This is a genomic window from Microbacterium sp. PI-1 (assembly GCF_004337555.1).
In the GTDB taxonomy this organism is placed as follows: domain Bacteria; phylum Actinomycetota; class Actinomycetes; order Actinomycetales; family Microbacteriaceae; genus Microbacterium; species Microbacterium aurugineum.
Genome location: NZ_SJYZ01000005.1, coordinates 27,512 through 46,195 on the forward strand (window position 1 = coordinate 27,512; position 18,684 = coordinate 46,195).

At 67.8% G+C, this 18,684-nt stretch carries 22 protein-coding genes; 14 read left to right on the plus strand and 8 right to left on the minus strand.

The annotated features are described in order from the left end of the window. Window positions 1–6: 6 nt before the first annotated feature. Entirely contained in the window at window positions 7–564 is a 558-nt protein-coding gene (locus E0W80_RS06260; RefSeq protein WP_131491749.1) for a nucleoside phosphorylase, read from the minus strand. Between the two features lie 109 nt (window positions 565–673). Between E0W80_RS06260 and nadE the strand changes: the two genes are divergently transcribed. The 3 genes from nadE (at window position 674) to E0W80_RS06275 (ending at window position 5,824) form a co-directional block, all read left to right on the plus strand. Beyond that, a complete protein-coding gene (nadE, locus tag E0W80_RS06265; RefSeq protein WP_047520547.1) occupies window positions 674–1,492 on the plus strand; it encodes an ammonia-dependent NAD(+) synthetase in 819 nt (272 codons plus the stop codon). An 85-nt stretch (window positions 1,493–1,577) separates the two neighbouring features. Further along, a complete protein-coding gene (locus E0W80_RS06270; protein WP_131491750.1) occupies window positions 1,578–5,048 on the plus strand; it encodes a bifunctional RecB family nuclease/DEAD/DEAH box helicase in 3,471 nt (1,156 codons plus the stop codon). Further along, window positions 5,045–5,824, plus strand: a complete 780-nt coding sequence (locus E0W80_RS06275) for a hypothetical protein (RefSeq protein WP_131491751.1) — start codon at window positions 5,045–5,047, stop codon at window positions 5,822–5,824. The genes E0W80_RS06270 and E0W80_RS06275 overlap by 4 nt, the downstream gene beginning before the upstream one ends. Window positions 5,825–5,830: 6 nt before the next feature. On the opposite strand, the gene upp is transcribed toward E0W80_RS06275, so the two are convergent. Beyond that, window positions 5,831–6,463, minus strand: a complete 633-nt coding sequence (gene upp / locus E0W80_RS06280) for a uracil phosphoribosyltransferase (protein ID WP_047520553.1) — start codon at window positions 6,461–6,463, stop codon at window positions 5,831–5,833. 81 nt (window positions 6,464–6,544) lie between these two features. Here upp and tadA point away from each other — a divergent pair, with 81 nt between their 5' ends. Continuing rightward, window positions 6,545–7,000, plus strand: a complete 456-nt coding sequence (gene tadA, locus E0W80_RS06285; RefSeq protein ID WP_131491752.1) for a tRNA adenosine(34) deaminase TadA — start codon at window positions 6,545–6,547, stop codon at window positions 6,998–7,000. Between the two features lie 28 nt (window positions 7,001–7,028). Here the strand turns inward: tadA and E0W80_RS06290 are convergent, their stop codons facing one another. After that, the gene (locus tag E0W80_RS06290) at window positions 7,029–8,000 is read right to left on the minus strand and encodes a cation diffusion facilitator family transporter (RefSeq protein WP_131491753.1); all 972 of its coding nucleotides are present in this window, start codon (window positions 7,998–8,000) and stop codon (window positions 7,029–7,031) included. A gap of 60 nt (window positions 8,001–8,060) precedes the next feature. Between E0W80_RS06290 and proC the strand changes: the two genes are divergently transcribed. Further along, window positions 8,061–8,900, plus strand: a complete 840-nt coding sequence (gene proC, locus E0W80_RS06295) for a pyrroline-5-carboxylate reductase (RefSeq protein WP_131491754.1) — start codon at window positions 8,061–8,063, stop codon at window positions 8,898–8,900. 47 nt (window positions 8,901–8,947) lie between these two features. On the opposite strand, the gene E0W80_RS06300 is transcribed toward proC, so the two are convergent. From E0W80_RS06300 to E0W80_RS06315, 4 genes are all read right to left on the minus strand, one after another. Continuing rightward, window positions 8,948–10,540 carry a hypothetical protein gene (locus E0W80_RS06300; protein WP_131491755.1) on the minus strand — a complete coding sequence of 531 codons (1,593 nt, stop codon included), beginning with the start codon at window positions 10,538–10,540 and terminating at the stop codon, window positions 8,948–8,950. Then, window positions 10,522–11,298, minus strand: coding sequence for an ABC transporter ATP-binding protein (locus tag E0W80_RS06305; RefSeq protein WP_131491756.1), 777 nt, complete (start codon window positions 11,296–11,298; stop codon window positions 10,522–10,524). The genes E0W80_RS06300 and E0W80_RS06305 overlap by 19 nt, the downstream gene beginning before the upstream one ends. Window positions 11,299–11,376: 78 nt before the next feature. Further along, window positions 11,377–12,048, minus strand: a complete 672-nt coding sequence (locus tag E0W80_RS06310; RefSeq protein ID WP_047520565.1) for a TrkA family potassium uptake protein — start codon at window positions 12,046–12,048, stop codon at window positions 11,377–11,379. Continuing rightward, entirely contained in the window at window positions 12,041–13,471 is a 1,431-nt protein-coding gene (locus E0W80_RS06315; RefSeq protein ID WP_047520583.1) for a potassium transporter TrkG, read from the minus strand. The genes E0W80_RS06310 and E0W80_RS06315 overlap by 8 nt, the downstream gene beginning before the upstream one ends. A 106-nt stretch (window positions 13,472–13,577) precedes the next feature. On the opposite strand from E0W80_RS06315, the gene E0W80_RS06320 reads away from it, so the two are divergent. The 9 genes from E0W80_RS06320 to E0W80_RS06360 all read left to right on the plus strand — a co-directional run bounded on the left by E0W80_RS06320 (window position 13,578) and on the right by E0W80_RS06360 (window position 18,308). Beyond that, window positions 13,578–13,994: a metalloregulator ArsR/SmtB family transcription factor gene (locus E0W80_RS06320; RefSeq protein ID WP_131491757.1), complete on the plus strand. Its 417-nt coding sequence runs from the start codon at window positions 13,578–13,580 to the stop codon at window positions 13,992–13,994. Window positions 13,995–14,344: 350 nt separating this feature from the next. Then, window positions 14,345–14,536 carry a helix-turn-helix domain-containing protein gene (locus E0W80_RS06325; RefSeq protein ID WP_047520567.1) on the plus strand — a complete coding sequence of 64 codons (192 nt, stop codon included), beginning with the start codon at window positions 14,345–14,347 and terminating at the stop codon, window positions 14,534–14,536. A 123-nt stretch (window positions 14,537–14,659) separates the two neighbouring features. Beyond that, window positions 14,660–14,758 carry an AURKAIP1/COX24 domain-containing protein gene (locus E0W80_RS06330; RefSeq protein ID WP_003792170.1) on the plus strand — a complete coding sequence of 33 codons (99 nt, stop codon included), beginning with the start codon at window positions 14,660–14,662 and terminating at the stop codon, window positions 14,756–14,758. Window positions 14,759–14,836: 78 nt separating this feature from the next. Next, window positions 14,837–15,139: a rhodanese-like domain-containing protein gene (locus tag E0W80_RS06335; RefSeq protein WP_047520569.1), complete on the plus strand. Its 303-nt coding sequence runs from the start codon at window positions 14,837–14,839 to the stop codon at window positions 15,137–15,139. Continuing rightward, window positions 15,136–15,432 (plus strand): glutaredoxin family protein, encoded by a 297-nt coding sequence (locus E0W80_RS06340; RefSeq protein WP_047520571.1) that lies wholly within the window; start codon window positions 15,136–15,138, stop codon window positions 15,430–15,432. Before E0W80_RS06335 ends, E0W80_RS06340 begins: the two co-directional genes overlap by 4 nt. After that, window positions 15,429–15,731 carry a Dabb family protein gene (locus tag E0W80_RS06345; RefSeq protein ID WP_131491758.1) on the plus strand — a complete coding sequence of 101 codons (303 nt, stop codon included), beginning with the start codon at window positions 15,429–15,431 and terminating at the stop codon, window positions 15,729–15,731. The genes E0W80_RS06340 and E0W80_RS06345 overlap by 4 nt, the downstream gene beginning before the upstream one ends. A gap of 174 nt (window positions 15,732–15,905) precedes the next feature. After that, complete coding sequence (locus tag E0W80_RS06350) at window positions 15,906–16,724, plus strand: basic amino acid ABC transporter substrate-binding protein (protein ID WP_131491759.1); 819 nt, start codon at window positions 15,906–15,908, stop codon at window positions 16,722–16,724. Between the two features lie 34 nt (window positions 16,725–16,758). Continuing rightward, window positions 16,759–17,556 (plus strand): amino acid ABC transporter permease, encoded by a 798-nt coding sequence (locus E0W80_RS06355; protein WP_131491760.1) that lies wholly within the window; start codon window positions 16,759–16,761, stop codon window positions 17,554–17,556. Then, window positions 17,553–18,308 (plus strand): amino acid ABC transporter ATP-binding protein, encoded by a 756-nt coding sequence (locus E0W80_RS06360; protein WP_047523409.1) that lies wholly within the window; start codon window positions 17,553–17,555, stop codon window positions 18,306–18,308. The genes E0W80_RS06355 and E0W80_RS06360 overlap by 4 nt, the downstream gene beginning before the upstream one ends. 185 nt (window positions 18,309–18,493) lie before the next feature. Here the strand turns inward: E0W80_RS06360 and E0W80_RS06365 are convergent, their stop codons facing one another. Next, entirely contained in the window at window positions 18,494–18,673 is a 180-nt protein-coding gene (locus tag E0W80_RS06365; RefSeq protein WP_131491761.1) for a YegP family protein, read from the minus strand. Between the last annotated feature and the right edge of the window lie 11 nt (window positions 18,674–18,684).

Sequence of the window (18,684 nt, forward strand, 5' to 3'; positions counted from 1 at the left end):
GCGGTGTCACACGCCGTATTCGGCGAGGATGAACTCGCGCAGCTGCACACTGCAGCGCGCGACGGCTTCGCGCCAGTCCGTGAGGGCGCCGTCTTCGGCCTGATCGGAGATGGCCCGGAACACGCGGATCGGGACCTCGAACCGCCCCGCCACCCAGATGTACGCATAGGTCTCCATGTCGACCAGAACCGCGCCGGACGGGCGGATCACGGCGGTGATCTCCGCGTCCTCGACGAAGTGGTCGCCGGTCGCGATCAGCACGCCCTCCCTGCCGGTCGACACCTTCGTGGGAAGGGAGACGTGCTGCCCGGAGATTCCGTCGAGATCGGTGACGTCGTGCTGGAATGCCGTGCCGACCTCGTGCACCCTCGACTCGAGGTCGGGGTCGATCGCCCCGGCGGTGCCCACCACGACGATCTCGTCGTAGTCGTTCGCATCGAGGGCACGGGTGAGTGCGTACGTCGCCTGCAACTTGCCGGGGCCCGTGATGAGCCGATCGAAGCCCTCGAGCTCCTCCGGGAAGGCGGACAGTTCGGAGGCGAGCGCGGCGACGAGGAGTTTCACTGCCCCATTCTCTCAGGTCACCGCGGACAGAACCTGACGAGCGACGCGGCGTCACCCGGGTGTAACACGGAGGGGAGATACTGATTCGAGGAACAGAGCGGAGGATCACATGTCGTTGCAGCAGCAGATCTCGGAGGACCTCGGCGTCCGGCCCGAGATCGATCCCGAAGCCGAGGTCGAACGTCGAGTCGCGTTCCTCGTCGAGTACCTCCGCACGACGGGCGCGAAGGGTTACGTACTCGGGATCTCGGGCGGGCAGGACTCGACCCTCGCCGGGCGTCTGGCGCAGCTCGCGGTCGAGAGGGTGCGGTCCGAGGGCGGCGAGGCGAAGTTCCTGGCCGTGCGCCTGCCGTACCGCGTCCAGCACGATGCGGCGGACGCTGAGGCGGCACTCGACTTCATCGCTCCGGATTCCTCGGTCGAGGTCAACATCCAGAACGGCGTCGACGGTGTCGAGGAAGACATCGAGTTCGCGGTCACGAGTGACATCAGCGACTTCAACCGCGGCAACATCAAAGCACGCGTGCGCATGGTCACGCAGTACGCGCTCGCCGGGCACGACGGCCTCCTCGTCATCGGCACGGATCACGCTGCCGAAGCGGTGACGGGTTTCTTCACGAAGTTCGGTGACGGCGCGGCCGACATCCTTCCGTTGTCCGGTCTCAGCAAACGGCAGGGGCGTTCGCTGCTGCAGTTCCTCGATGCCCCGGATCGACTCGCGTTCAAGGTGCCCACCGCCGATCTTCTCGACGGGCAACCCGGCCGGGCCGACGAGGAAGAACTCGGGCTCACGTACGAGCAGATCGACGACTTCCTCGAAGGGCGGTCGGTGGATCCCGACGTCGCCGGCCGCATCGAGGCGCGATACCTGGCGACGCAGCACAAGAGACACCTGCCGGTGACCCCGGACGACACCTGGTGGCGGTGATCGCAGGCCGCTTCTGAGGGCGTCCGGCTTCGCCCGTGTCGGATGCCGCGGATAGTGTCGAAGCATCCGACAGAACGGGAGCATCGTGCGGATCGACACTCAGGCGCAGCGCGTCATCTGGAGCGCGAGCGACCTCAAGGCGGCCGCGGAATGCGAGTTCGCGTGGTGTCGGGCGATCGACGCGAAGCTGGGCCGGGTGCCGGCCGTCGAAGAGCCGGAGGATGCGACGCTGAAGCGCGCCGCGGAGCTCGGTGACGTCCACGAGCAGAACGTGCTCGCCCGCTACATCGACGACCTCGGCGACGAGAACGTGCATCGCATCGAGAAGGTGTCCTCGGTCGATGCGGAGGCGTTGGCCGCGGCGATCGACGAGACCGTGCGGGCGCTGCGGTCCGAGGCGCTGGTCGTCTTCCAGGCGGCGTTCGCGACCGAGGAGTTCGTCGGGTTCGCTGATTTCCTGCGCAAGGACGACGAGGGGCGGTGGCGTGTCCAGGACTCGAAGCTGGCGCGCAAGGCTCGCGTGACGGCGCTCATGCAGCTCGCTGCATATGCCGATCAGCTCGACCGGATCGGCATCCCGCGCTCCGATGAGGTCGATCTCATCCTCGGCGACGGCACTCTCAGCACGCATGCCGTCGACGACCTCCTCCCGTTGTTCCAGGTGCGTCGCGCCCGGCTTCGTGCACTCATCGCCGATCGTCGTGTCGCCGACGGTGCGACGGGCACTCCTCTCGCCTGGGGCGATGATCGCGGTGACCTCCAGATCGTGGCCTGCGGCCGGTGCGCGACCTGTGAGGAGCAGGTGCTCGCGCATCGAGACCTCCTGATGGTCGCGCGGATGCGACCGGTGCAGCGGGCGCGACTGCGGGCAGCCGGTGTCGAGACGATCGACGCCCTCGCCGCCGCGGTCCATGCTCCGGCGGGAATGAACACCGACACGTTCGAGAATCTTCGCGCTCAAGCCCGTCTGCAGCTGCGCGCGGATGCAGAGGGCGAGCCGACGTACGACGTGCACTACGCGCAAGCGATCCATACTCTTCCCCTGCCGAGCCACGGCGACATCTTCTTCGACTTCGAGGGGGATCCGCTCTACACCGAGCCCGCAGCCGACGGGGAGGCGCAGTGGGGGATCGACTATCTCTTCGGCTGGGTAGACAACGCGGACCAGTACTCGGCGCTGTGGGCGCACACCTTCGCCGACGAGAAGCGGGCGCTCGAGTCCTTCCTCGACTTCGTCACCCTGCGCCGGGCGGCGCATCCCGGTATGCACATCTATCACTACGCCCCGTACGAGACATCGCATCTGGTGGCGATGGCCGCGCGACACGGCGTGCGCGAAGGAGAGGTCGACCGGCTGCTGCGAGAAGGGGTGTTCGTCGATCTGTACCCGCTGGTGCTGCGCACCGTGCGGGTGGGATCCCGCTCGTACTCGATCAAGAAGCTCGAACCGCTCTACATGGGTGAAGACGTGCGCACGAGCGACGTGCAGAAGGGCGACGACTCGATCGTTCAGTACGTCGCGGCGCGCGAGCTCGCGGCGGCCGGGAACCAGAGTGAGGCGGAGGTGGTCCTCGCCGACCTCGCCGACTACAACCGCTACGACTGCGTGTCCACGCGAAGGCTGCGCAACTGGCTCATCGACATCGCACGGCAGAAGGGCGTCACACCGGCGCCGCCGGACGCCGCCGACGAGGTCATCTACGAGCCGTCGCCCCGCTCCGTCGCGCTCCTTGCCGACGCGGAGCAGGCCGTGGAGGCCGGGGGCAACGGACTCGTCCATCGCATCGCGGCCGCGGCGATCGACTACTTCCCTCGCGAGGCGAAGAGCTTCTGGGTGTCGCATTTCCAGCGGCTGCGGGAGCCGGTGACGATGTGGGACGGCACGCGAGACGTGGTGCGGGTCGATCGTCCCTCGTCTTCCGTCCGTCGGGACTGGAGTATCGGGGAAGGGCGCAGGGTGATGTCCCGCGACATCGAGATCCGGGGAGAGGTGTCACCGGGAACGACCCTCGGCGCGGGTTCGCAACCGTTCGCCCTGTACGAGGTGCCGGCGCCCTTCGATACCGAAGTGCTGTCCCGAGCAGTCCACGTGCCGCACACCGTCACGGTGGCCGAAGTGCTCGACGACGGTTACCTCGTCACCGAATCGGCGGTGCAGGGCCAGACCTGGGACGAGCTTCCCCTCGCACTCACCCCCGCCGCGCCGCCGCGGGTCGTCTCCCTGCAAGGGGCGATCGACGAGTGGGCCGATGCCGTGCACGTTGCGGCCCCGGGCTACCCGCATGATGCCGCGACCGACATCCTGCGTCGTATCCCTCCGCGCACGACGTCAGGGGATGCGCTCCCGCCCGCAGACGACGACGTCATCGACGCGATCGTGCGCGGCGTGCTCGACCTCGACCACAGCTATCTCGCCGTGCAGGGGCCTCCCGGAACGGGCAAGACCTACACAGGGTCTCGTGTGATCGCACGTCTCGTGAACGAGCACGGTTTCAAGGTCGGCGTGGTCGCGCAGTCGCACGCCATCATCGAGACGCTGCTGGCGCGGATCGTGTCCGACGGCGTCTCGCCCTCTCAGGTGGCGAAAGCGCCGAAGGATCCCGACGCCGAACCGCCGTACACCGCGATCCCGAAGAACGGCATGGCAGCCTTCCACGCAGAGCACATCGGTGAGGGTGCGGTCGTCGGTGGCACGGCATGGGACTTCAGCAACACCCAGCGCGTCGACAGGGAGGGACTCGATCTGCTCGTGATCGACGAGGCCGGACAATTCTCGCTCGCCTCGACCATCGCCGTGGCCGCCGGTGCGAAACGGCTCCTGCTGCTCGGTGATCCGCAGCAGCTCCCGCAGGTGAGCCAGGGCGCTCATCCCGAGCCGGTGGACACGTCCGCTCTCGGGTGGGTGATGGACGGCGATCCGGTGGTCCGGCCGGAGTACGGCTACTTCCTCGCGCGATCGTGGCGCATGCACCCGGCGGTGGCGGCTCCGGTGTCGAAGCTCGCATACGCCGGACAGCTCGCCTCGGCGCCCGGCACGGAACTCCGCTCGCTCGACGGTGTGGAGCCCGGACTGCACGTGGTTCCGCTCCGGCACCGGGGGAACGCCACTGCGTCAGCGGAGGAGGCCGCCGAAGTCGTGCGGCTCGTCGACGATCTGATCGGTCGGACTTTCACCGACAACGACCCGAATGCCTCGGCGCGTCCGCTGACGCAGTCCGACATCATCGTCGTCACGCCCTACAACGCGCAGCGACAGCTGGTGCTTGATGCGCTGTCCGATGCGGGCTTCCCGGATGTTCCGGTGGGGACGGTCGACAACTTCCAGGGCAAGGAGGCGGTGGTGTCGATCACCTCGCTGGCTGCATCGAGCGGTCGGGATGCGCCTCGGGGGCCGGAGTTCCTGCTGCTGCAGAATCGTCTCAACGTGGCGATCTCCCGCGCTCAGGTCGTCGCCTACCTCATCCACTCCCCGGCCCTCCTCGACGATCTGCCGCATACGCCCGAGGGAGTCGCTCGTCTCAGTGCCTTCGCGCGTCTCGTGGGTGCGGCGGAGTGAGCGTCCACACCACGGAGGACATCCTCCGGGCCTCCGCCGCGTGGGTGTGGTTCCCCCGCGACAGCGATCAGGTGCACGAGGAACTGCAACTCGTGCGGTACCCGGCGCGCTTCGGCGGCGGGGTTCGTGCATCGCAGGTCCGCTCGTCTGTCGATGCCTCTTCGGTGCTCGATCACGCGATCGCGCACACCCGCGGCTGGGGCGAGGCGCAGCTCACATTCTGGACCAACCCCTCGGACTCTCCCGATCTCGAAGACGAGCTGCGTCGGCGCGGCGCCGAGCACATCGACACCGTCGCCGTCCTCGCGCGCGCCATCGATGAGCTCGTCGTCGACGTCCCCGGGGAGGCGTCGGCGGAGATCGTGCGCACACTCGAACAGGTGCGGGAGGTCGACGCGATCAACGTGCCGGTCTGGGCGCAGGAACCGCTCGACGAGGAGGGGATCCGCATCGAGAAGGATGAGGTCGTCGCAGGGCTGAAGACGGGGCGCGACGTGCGCGTCCTCGGTCGGCTGGAGGGACGGTCCGTGAGTACCGGCGGGTGCACGATCGTCAACGGCTTCGCACGGTTGTGGGGAGCGGCGACCCTACCGGATGCGCGTGGTCGGGGTGCGTATCGGGCTGTCCTCGCCGAGCGGTTGCGCGCTGCCGCCGAACGGGGCGCGGCGACCGCCCTCGTGAAGGGCCGTGTCGCCACGTCCGCACCGATCCTCAGGCGTGTGGGCTTCCGGCATTTCGGCGACGAGCGCGCCTATCGACTCACCCTCGCAGACTGATATCGGTCAGACCGTGCCGTAGAGGCGATCGCCGGCGTCGCCGAGTCCGGGGACGATGTAGCCCTTTTCGTCGAGACGCTCGTCGAGCGCGCCGAGCACGAGGGTCACGTCGCGGTCGCCCGCCATCGCCTCGATCGCGGCGACGCCTTCAGGGGTGCCGAGCAGGCAGATCGCCGTGACGTCCTTTGCCCCGCGGTCGAACAGGAACTGGATCGCCGCCGCGAGCGATCCACCGGTGGCGAGCATCGGGTCGATGGCGAAGCACTGGCGGTCGCTCAGGTCGTCGGGGAGACGCTCGGCGTACGTGGTCGGCTCGAAGGTCGTCTCGTCGCGCACCATTCCGAGGAACCCGACCTCTGCGGTCGGGAGCAGCTTGACCAGACCTTCGAGCATCCCGAGGCCGGCGCGGAGGATCGGCACCACGATGGGACGCGGCTCCGAGATCTTGACGCCCGTGGTCGTCGTCACGGGGGTGGTGATCTCGATCGGGCTGACCTTCACATTGCGGGTCGCCTCGTACGCGAGCAGGGTCACGAGTTCTTCCGTGAGCTGACGGAACACCGGCGACGGGGTGCGCGCGTCGCGCAGCACCGAGAGCTTGTGAGTGACGAGAGGGTGGTCGGCGACGTGAACACGCATGGATACAGGGTAATGCGCCAGGGAGCCCGGCACGACATCCGGGCCCGGGTGACCTGGGTGCGGCTGTCGTAGGCTCGACGCATGACCGCCGCCGACGACCTCGCGATGCAGCGGGCGCTCGCGCTTGCGGACGAGGCAGCGGCAGCGGCGGAGATCCCGGTCGGAGCGGTGATCCTCGACCGTGACGGGAACATCGTCGCCGAGGGGCGAAACACCCGCGAGGCCACGAACGATCCGACCGGTCATGCCGAAGTGGAGGCCTTGCGTCGTGCGGCGGCATCCGTCGGCTCGTGGAATCTCGAGGGGCACACTCTCGTGGTCACCCTCGAGCCGTGCATCATGTGTGCCGGGGCGATCCTGCAGGCGCGCATCGGGCGCGTGGTCTTCGGTGCCTGGGACGAGAAGGCGGGCGCGGCCGGCTCCATGTACGACGTCCTGCGCGACCGGAGGCTTCCGTACCGCGCCGAGGTGATCGGCGGTGTGCAGGCGGACGCGGTGGCGACGCAGCTGCGCACCTTCTTCGAGCAGCGGCGCTGAGCACTCGCCGCCCGTCCGGACTCCGCGCTCAGTCGGAGGACTTCAGCACGAAGACGTCGGTCGACGGCTCGGGATCGATCGCGGGGCGATACACGTCCGGCTCGATGTAGACGATGCGCGCGACCGGAACGGCCTCGCGGATGCGCGCCTCGATCGCGTTGATGTCGTCGGCGGCTTCCCGCAACGGCTTGTCGGCGTTGAGGGCGATCTTCGCAGCGACCATCAGCTCGTCCGGTCCGAGGTAGAGAGTCTTCATGTGGATGATCTTCTCGATCTCGTCGCCCGCGTTGATGGCATCGACGATGCGGTCGTGATCGGCGGCCGTCGCCCCTTCGCCGACCAGCAGGCTCTTCGTCTCGACGCCCAGCACGATCGCGATCAGCACCAGCAGCACACCGATCATCACGGTGCCGAGGGCGTCGAACACCGGGTTTCCCGTGAGGAGCGTGAGCCCGACGCCGAGCAGCGCGAACGTGAGGCCGGTCAGCGCACCGACGTCTTCGAGCAGCACGACGGGGAGTTCGGGAGCCTTCGAACGACGCACGAAGGAGACCCACGACTGCCCCTTCTCCCGCACGATGTTGCTCTCACGCACCGCGGTGCGCAGCGAGAACGACTCGAGCCCGATCGCGATGAAGAGGACGACCAGCGGCAACCACCACCAGGTCCTGTCGAGCTCGTGGGGGTTGGTGAGCTTCTCGACGCCCTCGTAGATCGCGAAGAGTCCACCGACGGAGAAGAGGATGATCGACACGACGAAGGCGTACACATAGCGCTCCCGGGCATAGCCGAAGGGGTGTGCACGGTCCGCTTCGCGACGTGCCTTGCGTCCGCCGAGCATGAGCAGGAGCTGGTTGCCGGAATCGGCGACCGAGTGGATGGCCTCCGCGAGCATCGAGGCGGAACCGGACAGCGCCCAGGCGACGAACTTCGCGAGCGCGATGCCCAGGTTCGCCAGGAACGCCGCGACGATGGCCTTGTTGCCTCCGGATGCACTCATGGGAAGAGTCTAGAACCGCCCACCGGAGGATGCGGGGAGTGCCCGCCGTAGGATGACGACATGGCTGACTCGCTTCCTTCCCTCGCTTTCCTCGGTGCCGGCTCGATGGGCGGTGCGATCCTGCGCGGAGTGGTCGCGTCGGGCATCCGGATCGACGGCGGGATCACCGCGACGAACCGCACCGCGGAGAAGGCGGAGGCGTTCGAAGGGCTCGACGGCGTCACCAGCATCGCACTCGTGGAGCGCCCGGACGGCAACGTCGAGGCCGCTGCGGGCGCGCGCATCGTCCTGGTCGGCGTCAAGCCGGCGATGGTGCCCGACCTGCTGCGCGAGATCGCCCCGCACCTCGCCGCCGACGCGATCGTGGTGAGTGTCGCGGCCGGTGTCACGCTGCAGACCTTCGCCGACGTGCTCGGTCCCGATGCCCGCGTGATCCGGTCGATGCCGAACACTCCGTCGACGGTGCGCAAGGGCGTCACCGGTCTCGCCGCGGGGGCCGCCGCGACCGCGGACGATCTGTCGCTCGTGCGTCGTCTGTTCGAGACCGTCGGCGCCGTCGTCGAGGTGCCGGAGTCTCAGATCGACGCGCTGTCGACGATCTCGGGATCGGGTCCGGCCTACGTGTATCTGCTGATCGAGGAGTTCACGAAGGCAGCCGTCGGCATGGGCTTCGAGGATGCCGACGCCAGGCTGATGGTGGAGCAGACGTTCATCGGCGCGACCGCACTGCTCGACGCCTCGGGAGAGGACCCTGCCGAGCTGCGTCGCCGCGTCACGAGTCCGAAGGGGACGACGGAGCGGGCTGTCGCGGTGCTGCAGGACGCGCACCTCGACCGCACTTTCTCCGATGCCGCTGCCGCCGCACTCGCCCGGGCGAAGGAACTCGCCGCCGGAGCCTGAACCGGGCCCCGGCGGATCGGCACCCCCCCTATCGGTGCACGAGGTCGCTAGCTCTCGCTGGCGACCTCGGCGAGCACTTCGGGCCAGCGTCGGTTGAGGATGCTGCCTCCGAGCACCGTCCCACCCCACAGGGCGAGCGCGCCGAGCACGACACCGCACGCGAGGCTGACCCAGCCCAGCGCAGGATTCCAGATCCCCGCGATCGCGAACCCGAGGGCGGGTGCGCCGACGAACAGCGTGATCGGTCCGATGACGATCATCGCGAGAAGCGACTGCACGCCACCGGAGGAGCCGCGACCGAGCGGGTTGGCCTCGGGCGCGGGAGCGCGACCCGGGAGGAAGCTGCCCACCCAGGCGCCTGCGCCGGCCGAGATCGCCGTCAGTCCGAGCGCCGACCCGAGGCTGCCGGGCAGCAGGTCCATCCGGCCGGCGAGCAGACAGGTGGCGACGCACAGCACGAGGGTCAGGGGCACGGCGATCAGCCCGAATCCGAGCAGTCGTCCCGCCCTATCCTGGGCGCCGCGGACGCCGCCCAGGATGTGGGCGGCGATCGCGTCGTTGTCGTAGGCGATCGCCATCTGGATGATGGTGCCGGTGAGGAGGGCGTTGATCGTCGGGATCAGCGTGAGTGCGGGCCCGAATCCGACGGACTCGTCCTGCAGTCCGTTCATGAGCGCGAGCCCGATGAAGATCGCGGGCAGGAGCAGCATCATCACGATGTTCACGACCTGTCGAGGGTCGCGGCGGAAATATCGCAGTGTGCGTGCGGCGATGGCGCCGGTCGGAGTGGCCGGCAGGACCCGGTCCAGCAGACCACCGGAGCGTACACGTCCTCCGCCGCTGTTCTGGATCGGGGCGACGAGGCGTGCGGCGAGCAGTCCCCGTGCCGCGAACCATAGGGCGATGACCGTCGCCAGGGCGATGAGCAGGCGGAGTGCTGCGGAGAGGTAGTCGCCCTGCGCGACCGACGCAGAGACGCCGAACACCGCGCCGATGGGCGTCCAGCCGACGATGTCGGTGACGGCTGTGAACGCCCCGCCGATGTCGTTCACCCGGAACAGCGCACCCATGCCGAGGTTGAGCAGCAGGCCGGAGGAGGCGACGAGCAGCACCCCCAGGATCACGACGAGGTCGCGGGTGCCACGGCGGGCCAACCACCCGGCGAGGACCCCGCTCACCACACGGGCGCCCAGCACACACGTCACGACGGCGACGGGTGCGAGGATCAGAGCGCTGAGCAGTGCCGGAAGGCTGATCGACCAGCCGAGGAGCATGAGCAGCAGTGCCGTGATCGTGCCGAGGCCCCCGATGGTCGTCGCGCCGGCGACGACCAGTCCGGGCAGCAGGGCTCCGGCGGTGAGGGGGAGCAGAGCGAATCGCTCGGGGGCCAGCGAATCATCACCGCTCACCAGGATCGACCCGACCCACCACCCGACGACCAGCACAGTGCCGGCGAGGACCATGACGGTGACCGCGGCCTCGGGGGCGGCGAAGCGCAGCGCCACGAGTGCTGCCGTCAGACCCGCGAGCATGCCCAGGGCGATCATCCCAGTGAGGACCAGGGTCACGATCATCCAGGGGTTGCGCGAGAGCTGGTGGCCCAGCTGCCGCCAGCGCAGGCTTACGAGGAGCGCAACCACGCGAGTGTCTCCGTCCCGAGATCGTGTGCGCCCACCAGGGCCAGGAACCGCTGCTGAAGCGTGAGACCGGCGCGCACCTCATCCAGCGTGCCGTGCGCGAGCAGACGACCCTCCGCGACGATGGCGACCCGGTCGCACATCGACTCGACGAGCTCCATCACGTGGCTGGAGAGCACCACCGTGCCGCCGCCGTCGACGAACGCGCGCAGGATCTGGCGGATCGTCTCGCCCGACACAGGATCGACCGCCTCGAGGGGCTCGTCCAGGATCAGGAGTCGCGGCGCATGGATCAGGGCGCACGCGAGGCCGATCTTCTTGCGCATGCCCGCCGAGTAGTCCACGACGAGGCGATCACGCGCATCGGTGAGGCCGAGGGCGGCGAGGAGCTCTTCGGTGCGCGATGCCACGTCAGCCTCAGGCATGCCCCGCAGCAGGCCCGTGTACCGCAGCAGCTCTGCGCCGGAGAGCCGGTCGAGCATGCGGATGCCATCGGGGAGCACGCCCATGCGCGCCTTGGCTTCGGCGGGGTTCTGCCACACATCCGCACCGAGCACCCACGCGTTCCCGGCGTCCGGACGCAACAGTCCGGTCGCCATGGCGAGGGTCGTGGTCTTGCCCGCGCCGTTCGGTCCGAGGAGTCCGAGCATCGATCCGGCCGGCACGTCGAGGGAGAGGGTGTCGACGGCGACCTTCGGCCCGAACTGCTTGTGGAGCCCGCGGAGGGCGAGGACGGGTGGGGCCGTTGTGTGGTCGGTCATGCCCTCCATCCCACCACGGACGGGTCGTCTGCGCGTCCGCCCTGAGGGGGAGTCTTGGAACCGGGGTGGGTCCCGTCGTCAGCGGTCGAGTGCAGCGAAACGCTCGATGTCGCTGTTGGTGCCCGACACGATGATGAGGTCGTGGTTGGTGACGATCGTGTTCGCCTCGGCGTAGCGGAACGGCTTACCGGGGCTCTTCACCCCGACGACGGTGACCTTGTACTTCGAGCGGACGCCCGACTCGTTCAAGCCGACGCCGCGGATGAACTTCGGCGGGTACATCTTGGCGAGCACGAAGTCGTCATCGAAGCGGATGAAGTCGAGCATCCGTCCGCTCACCAGGTGCGCCACGCGCTCGCCGGCCTCGCGCTCCGGGTAGATGACGTGGTTCGCGCCGACACGGGCCAGGATCTTGCCGTGGGACTGGGACACGGCCTTGGCCCAGATCTGCGGCACCTTGAGGTCGACGAGGTTGGCCGTGATCAGCACGGACGCCTCGATCGAAGAGCCGACGGCGACGACCGCGACCTGGAAGTCCTGCGCACCGATCTGGCGGAGCGCATCGATGTTCTTCGCGTCGGCCTGCACGGTGTGCGTGACGCGGTCGGACCACTTCTGCACGAGCTCGAGGTTGTCGTCGATCGCGAGCACCTCGCGGTCGAGACGGTCGAGCTCTCCGGCGCAGGCGGCGCCGAAGCGGCCGAGACCGATGACGAGGACGGGAGCGTCGCCCCGGAGGACTTCAACCAACGATCGGCCTTTCCACGGGCAGTGAGTAGTACTGCGTTCGCGATGTCGCGGCGACCGCCGCGGCGAGAGTCACTGTACCAACGCGCCCCATGAAGATGGTCGCGGCCATGACGTAGGAGGCTGAATCGGGCAGATCCGCGGTGAGCCCCGTCGACAGCCCGACGGTGCCGAAGGCCGAGATCACATCGAACAGGACGTGGCTGATCTCCTCCTTGGTGAGCTGGGCGATCACGATGGTCGACAGCGCGACGATGGTCGCCCCCCACGCGACGACGCTGAGGGCCACGCGTTGCACGTCGCTCGGGATGCGCCGCCCGAAGGCCTCGACGGACTGACGGCCCTTCGCCTCCGACCACACGGCGATCGCGAGGACGGCCAGGGTGGTGACCTTGATGCCGCCCGCCGTCGACGCCGAGCCGCCCCCGACGAACATCAGCATGCTGGCCGCGAGGAGGGAGGAGCCGTTCAGATCGTCCATGTCGATCACGCTGAAGCCGCCGGATCGGGTCATCGCCGAGAGGAAGAAGGCCTGGAACGTCGTGTCCGCGGCATCCATCGACCCGAACGTCTTCGGGTTGTCGAACTCCAGGACGACGAAGACGGCCGCACCCAGGATGAACAGGAGCACGGTGGTGACGAGGGTGAGCTTCGTGTGCAGTGACCAGCGCTTGACGTGCCAGACGTGCTTGGCGAGCGAGTAGATGACGGGGAAGCCGATGCTGCCGAGGAACACGCCCACCATGAGGAGAGAGAGCACGAGGTAGTCGTCGCCGAACACGGCCACACCGCCGTCGTTCGGGGCGAAACCGGTGTTGGTGAAGGCCATGGCCGCGAAGTACGGGGCCTCCCAGAGCGCCGCGATGGGGTTGACCTCCGCCATCACGAGGGCGGGGTAGAGCAGGACGGCGAGCGTGGCCTCGATGATGAGGGCCGATACCGCGACGGTCGTGAGCAGCTGACCGACCTCGCCCAGGCGCACCGTCTGGCTCTCGTTCACCACGCCCCCGTGCGCGCGCAGAGGGTTCGTGTCGCCGGCCGCCAGCAGTTTGGCCCGCAGCCCCAAGCGCTTCGAGATGAGCATCCCCATGAGGGACGCGAGGGTGAGGACGCCGATACCGCCGATGTTCACGCCGAGGAAGACGACGACGTGCCCGAACGGCGACCAGTGGTTCGCCATGTCCACGGTCGACAGGCCGGTGACGCAGATCGTCGACATGGCCGTGAAGAGGGCGTCGCTCAGCGGGGTGACGGTGCCGCTGGCGGACGCGATCGGTAGCGACAGGAGAACCGTGAACACGAGGATCAGGAGCGCGAAGACGACGATCGCGAAACGGGAGGGCGAGGAGGTGAGGATCTGCCTCGCACGGCCGGCGATGCCCGACAGACCCTGTCCTGGGGACGACGCCGAAACGATGCCCGACATCGCTGCCCCCTCATCTTCTCTCTCGGACGCGCCCCACGGTCGCACGGCGCCGGTCAGCCGAGCCTCCGTCATGGTACTCCGTGCCGGAGCCGACTACCCTGATCACATGACGGACATCTTCGACGTGATCGCAGACGGTACGAGGCGCGACATCCTCCAGCTCCTGCTGCGGCACATGTCCGAAGGAGAGACCGGCACGAGTGTCAGCCAGATCGTCGCCGATCTCGGCATCAGCCAGCCCACCGTCTCGAAGCACCTCAAGGTTCTTCGCGATGCCGAACTGGTGTCCGTGCGCGAAGACGGACAGCGCCGGTTCTACAGCCTCGCGGTCGAACCGCTCGAAGTCGTCGATGACTGGCTCGTTCCGTTCCTGGTCGATGCGTACGGCGACGCGGCCCCGGACATCGACTACCCCGGTGGCCCGCTTCCCGACAGTGCAGCACATGCCGCCGAGGTCGTCGGGCGCGCCGCGGCATCCGCCAAGCACGTCGTCACCTCGGCGCTCAAGCGATTCGGCGGCTGAGCCTCATCGACGGTTCGCGTCGCGGTGTGGCCGCTCGTGTGGCGTGCCCGGAAACGCCTCGCCCCTGACGGCCGGGGGGCATGACGTCAGGGGCGATCCGCGGATCCCCAGATCCGCGAGGACTCGGCGCGGTGCCGGCGCGAGTCCTGCACTGACAGTGGCAGTCGCGGCTGAGCGAAAGGCGAGCGACGCCTATGTCTCGGCTGGACGGCGGGAGCGGGTGCCGGAGGCCTGCGCGAGTTTCCTGGCTGAGGATCCCGCCGATGCCCCACTGATCACATGAGTCACACGGGTTTACAGGTGTCCCAGCTACCCCATAGAGTGTGCACATCGAGAAAGGGGTACGTGGGATGCCCGAGGTTCCAGACGTCCGATTCCTCACGGTGGCCGAGGTCGCCGAAATCATGCGCGTGTCCAAGATGACCGTGTATCGGCTGGTGCACGCCGGGGAACTGCCAGCCGTCCGCTTCGGGCGGAGCTACCGCGTACCGGAGTCGGCCGTGGCCGACGCGCTGCAGCGCCCCATCGCCGACGTCGGGTGAGTCGACGCGAGGCCGCACGGCGCACGCCGTCGGGTTTGCTAGACTGATCCGAGGCATTTTTCCGTGCCCGTACCCGGGTGTCCGATTTCGGGGACACCCAGCCCCTGACTTAGTGAGGTTTCCGTGGGTTCTGTCATCAAGAAGCGCCGCAAGCGCATGGCGAAGAAGAAGCACCGCAAGCTGCTTCGTAAGACTCGCCACCAGCGTCGCAACAAGAAGTAAGCGACCAGACACGAGCGCCTGTCTTCGGACGGGCGCTTTGTGTCTCTGCCCACAGATCTCCACCGCCGAGAGGATGTCATGAAGTCGATCACCGTCACCGAACTCGCCGAGCGCTCCGGTGTCCCGCTCATCGATGTCCGGGAGGTGGACGAGTTCGCCGCAGGCCACGTGCCCGGTGCCGTCAACATCCCGATGTCCGAGATCGGCAACCGGCTCGAGGAGTTGCCGTCGGAGGCGTTCGACGTGATCTGCCAGGCCGGCGGCCGTTCGGCGCGGGTCGTCGAGGCGCTGGAGTCCCGCGGGTACGACGCGACGAACGTCGAGGGTGGCACCGGTGAGTGGATCTCGCAGGGACGTGCCGTCGAGGTGCCGTCGGCGTGACCACGCTGACCCTGATCCGCAAGCCCGACTGCCATCTGTGTGAGGTGGCTTCTGAGGTGATCGACGCCGTCGTCGCCGAACTGCCGGACGCGGCGGCGGAGCAGATCGAGATCGTCGAGGCGTCGATCAACGACGACCCCGCCCTGTACGAGCTGTGGTGGGAGAAGATCCCGGTCCTGTTGATCGACGGCGAGTTGCATGCGCACTGGCGCGTGACGCCGGACCGTCTGCGGGAAGCGCTGGAGACAGCCGTCCGCAGCGATATGAAGTCCGAGTCGAAGGAAGCCCTGTGACCATCCGCCATGTCGTGACCTGGAAGCTCGCCGCCGAGGACGCCACCGTGCGTGCCGAGCAGGCGAAGGAAGCCGCGCGCCGCCTGAACGCCCTCGAGGGTGTGGTGCCGCAGCTCCTCTCGATCTCCGCCGGAGCCAACATGGCGTACCCGGAGGCGAACTGGGACGTGACGCTGGTCGCGGACTTCGACTCGGTGGAGGCGATCGAGGAGTACCAGGTGCACCCCGCGCACGAAGAGGTCGTCACGTACATCCGCTCGGTCGTGGCATCGCGCGTCGCCGTCGACTTCGAGGTCTGACACTCCGTCGCGGGTTGCGAGGAACTCGATTTCGTCCGTCTTCCCGGCGGTCTCGCAACACAAACGTGATACGCGGCGACGCCGATGCCATTGGTCACGCGACCGACCGCATGTTTAGATGTTCTCCTACCCGTCACCGGGCGTCACATTCGCCCTCGACTCACAGGAGCCGACATGCCTCGTCGTAACCTCATCGCCGGTCTCGCCCTCGCGGCGACCGCCACCCTCGCGCTCGCCGGCTGCGCGACGGGATCCTCGGACGCGGGCAGCGGTGGTGAGCCGGCTGCGGGCGACGACTACGGCTTGATCGAGGCGGGTACGCTCACCGTCTGCTCGGACATCCCTTACCCGCCGTTCGAGTTCGAGGACCCGAACTCGGAGACCGGCTATTCCGGCTTCGACATCGACCTGCTCGGCGCGATCGCCGCTCAGCTCGACCTGGAGCTCTCGGTACAGGACGTGGGCTTCGACGCGCTCCAGTCCGGGACCACCCTCGCTGCCGGGCAGTGCGACGTCGGGGCATCCGCCATGACGATCACCGACGAGCGCAAGGCCAACATCGACTTCTCCGACCCCTACTACGACTCGCTGCAGTCGCTCCTGGTGCGCACGGATTCGGGCATCGAGTCCATCGACGACCTCGCCGGGAAGAACGTCGGCGTGCAGCAGGGGACGACCGGCGAAGCCTATGCGGGCGAGAACGCGCCTGAGGCAGAGCTCGTGCAGTATCCGTCCGACGGTGAGCTGTGGCCGGCCATGCAGGCCGGACAGATCGAGGCCATCCTGCAGGACCAGCCGGTGAACCTCGAGCACGAGAAGGCCGACTCGAACTACAAGATCGTCGAGACCTACGAGACCGACGAGTCGTATGGCTTCGCTTTCGCGAAGGGCGAGAAGGACGCGCTGCTCGACGCGGTGAACGGAGCACTGGCGGATCTCCGCGACAGCGGCGAGTACCAGAAGATCTACGACCAGTACTTCACGGCCAACTGAGTCCGCAGGCGAGTCGGTCGAGAGGACCTTGACGATGGCGTTGAGGCGCACCACGAAAAGCAAGCTGTACCGGTACACCGTCTATGCGGTGCTGATCGCGATCGCCGTCTGGGTGATCGTCAGCACTGACTGGGCTCGGATCGCGAATCTCTACTTCAACCCCGAGGTCGCGGTGAAGATGCTCCCGGGCATCATCACCACGGCACTCGTGAACACCCTGTGGTTCACCGCGGTGGCCTTCGTCGGCGGTCTGCTGCTCGGCGTCGTGCTGGCGTTGATGAAGTTGTCCGCAATCGGTCCGTTCCGCTGGATCGCGACGTGCTGGATCGAGTTGTTCCGCGGCCTCCCCGCGATCCTCACGATCTTCGCGATCGCGTTCATCCTCCCGATCGGGCTCGGCGTGCCGGCGACGAAGCTCGGCGGACCGGTGGTCCTCGGACTCATCGGTCTGATCCTGGTCGCTTCGGCCTACATGGCCGAGACGATCCGCGCCGGTATCCAGGCGGTTCCGAAGGGGCAGACGGAGGCGGCGCGTTCGCTGGGCATGTCGCCGATGAAGACGACCTTCTGGATCGTCGTGCCCCAGGGTTTCCGGATCATCATCCCGCCGCTGACCAACGAGTTCGTCCTGCTGTTGAAGGACACCTCGCTCCTGTTCGTGGCAGGATCCTTCATCTGGTCGAAGGAGCTCACGAACTTCGCCCGCGACGCGAGCACGCAGAACGCGAACGGAACGCCGCTGATCATGGCGGCGATCCTGTACCTGATCGTGACGATCCCGCTCACGCGCTTCAGTGCGTGGCTGGAACGACGGATGGCGAGGCAGCGATGATCACCGACCTGATCGATGTCCATGCCCCCGCGATCGACGTGCAGGGGCTCGTGAAATCCTTCGGCGACAACGAGGTGCTCAAGGGCATCGACCTCACCGTCACCAAGGGCGAGGTGGTCTGCGTGATCGGGCCCTCGGGCTCGGGGAAGTCGACGCTGCTGCGCTCGGTGAACCTGCTCGAGGAACCGACTGACGGCAAGGTGCTGATCGAGGGGATCGACATCACCGATCCCGACGTCGACATCGACCGGGTGCGCACGCGGATCGGCATGGTGTTCCAGAGCTTCAACCTGTTCCCGCACCTCGATGTGCTCGGCAACCTCACCATCGCTCAGCAGCGGGTGAAGAAGCGCTCCAAGAAGGAGGCCGAGCAGGTCGCACACGCGATGCTCGAGCGAGTGGGGCTCTCCGAGAAAGCGGATGCCTTCCCAGGACACCTGTCGGGAGGGCAGCAGCAGCGCGTGGCGATCGCGCGTGCCCTGTGCATGAACCCCGACATGATGCTCTTCGACGAGCCGACGTCGGCGCTGGACCCCGAACTGGTCGGCGAGGTGCTGCAGGTCATGCGCTCGCTGGCGGACGAGGGGATGACGATGCTCGTCGTCACGCACGAGATGGGCTTCGCTCGCGAGGTCGGGTCACGCCTCATCTTCATGGACGGTGGACACATCGTCGAAGAGGGCGACCCGCGCGAGGTTCTCAGCAACCCGCAGCACCCGCGCACGAAGGACTTCCTCTCGCGCGTGCTCTGACCCGGTACCCGGTCTGCGCGTGGGCACTCCGTCTGCGTGTCGAGACCCCGTCTGCGTGTCGAGACCCCCGGTGACAGACGTCTGCCACAGGGGGTCTCGACGCTGAACGGAGGCGTCGAGCTCAGTCGGACGCGAACTCAGCTGACCGCGAGCTCAGCTGACCGCGAGGTCAGTCGGACGCGAGGTCAGTCGACTTCGACGACCTCGGCGTCGGGGGCGTTCCGCCGGACGGACTCGATGCCGTTCAGGGCAGCGGACTTCGATGAGTAGCCCTCGCTGATCGCGATGACCTCGCCGTTGCCGGCCTTGAGGCGGAAGCGGTGCTCGCCGGACTTGTCGGCGTACAGCTCGAACTTGCCTGCCATGAGGAGTCCTT

Coding starts and splice junctions, on each gene's coding strand:
- nadE (WP_047520547.1), top strand. CDS start 674: ATGTCGTTGCAGCAGCAGATCTCGGAGGACCTCGGCGTCCGGCCCGAG.
- upp (WP_047520553.1), bottom strand. CDS start 6,463: ATGCGTGTTCACGTCGCCGACCACCCTCTCGTCACTCACAAGCTCTCG.
- tadA (WP_131491752.1), top strand. CDS start 6,545: ATGACCGCCGCCGACGACCTCGCGATGCAGCGGGCGCTCGCGCTTGCG.
- E0W80_RS06290 (WP_131491753.1), bottom strand. CDS start 8,000: ATGAGTGCATCCGGAGGCAACAAGGCCATCGTCGCGGCGTTCCTGGCG.
- proC (WP_131491754.1), top strand. CDS start 8,061: ATGGCTGACTCGCTTCCTTCCCTCGCTTTCCTCGGTGCCGGCTCGATG.
- E0W80_RS06305 (WP_131491756.1), bottom strand. CDS start 11,298: ATGACCGACCACACAACGGCCCCACCCGTCCTCGCCCTCCGCGGGCTC.
- E0W80_RS06315 (WP_047520583.1), bottom strand. CDS start 13,471: ATGTCGGGCATCGTTTCGGCGTCGTCCCCAGGACAGGGTCTGTCGGGC.
- E0W80_RS06320 (WP_131491757.1), top strand. CDS start 13,578: ATGACGGACATCTTCGACGTGATCGCAGACGGTACGAGGCGCGACATC.
- E0W80_RS06325 (WP_047520567.1), top strand. CDS start 14,345: ATGCCCGAGGTTCCAGACGTCCGATTCCTCACGGTGGCCGAGGTCGCC.
- E0W80_RS06335 (WP_047520569.1), top strand. CDS start 14,837: ATGAAGTCGATCACCGTCACCGAACTCGCCGAGCGCTCCGGTGTCCCG.
- E0W80_RS06350 (WP_131491759.1), top strand. CDS start 15,906: ATGCCTCGTCGTAACCTCATCGCCGGTCTCGCCCTCGCGGCGACCGCC.
- E0W80_RS06355 (WP_131491760.1), top strand. CDS start 16,759: ATGGCGTTGAGGCGCACCACGAAAAGCAAGCTGTACCGGTACACCGTC.
- E0W80_RS06360 (WP_047523409.1), top strand. CDS start 17,553: ATGATCACCGACCTGATCGATGTCCATGCCCCCGCGATCGACGTGCAG.
- E0W80_RS06365 (WP_131491761.1), bottom strand. CDS start 18,673: ATGGCAGGCAAGTTCGAGCTGTACGCCGACAAGTCCGGCGAGCACCGC.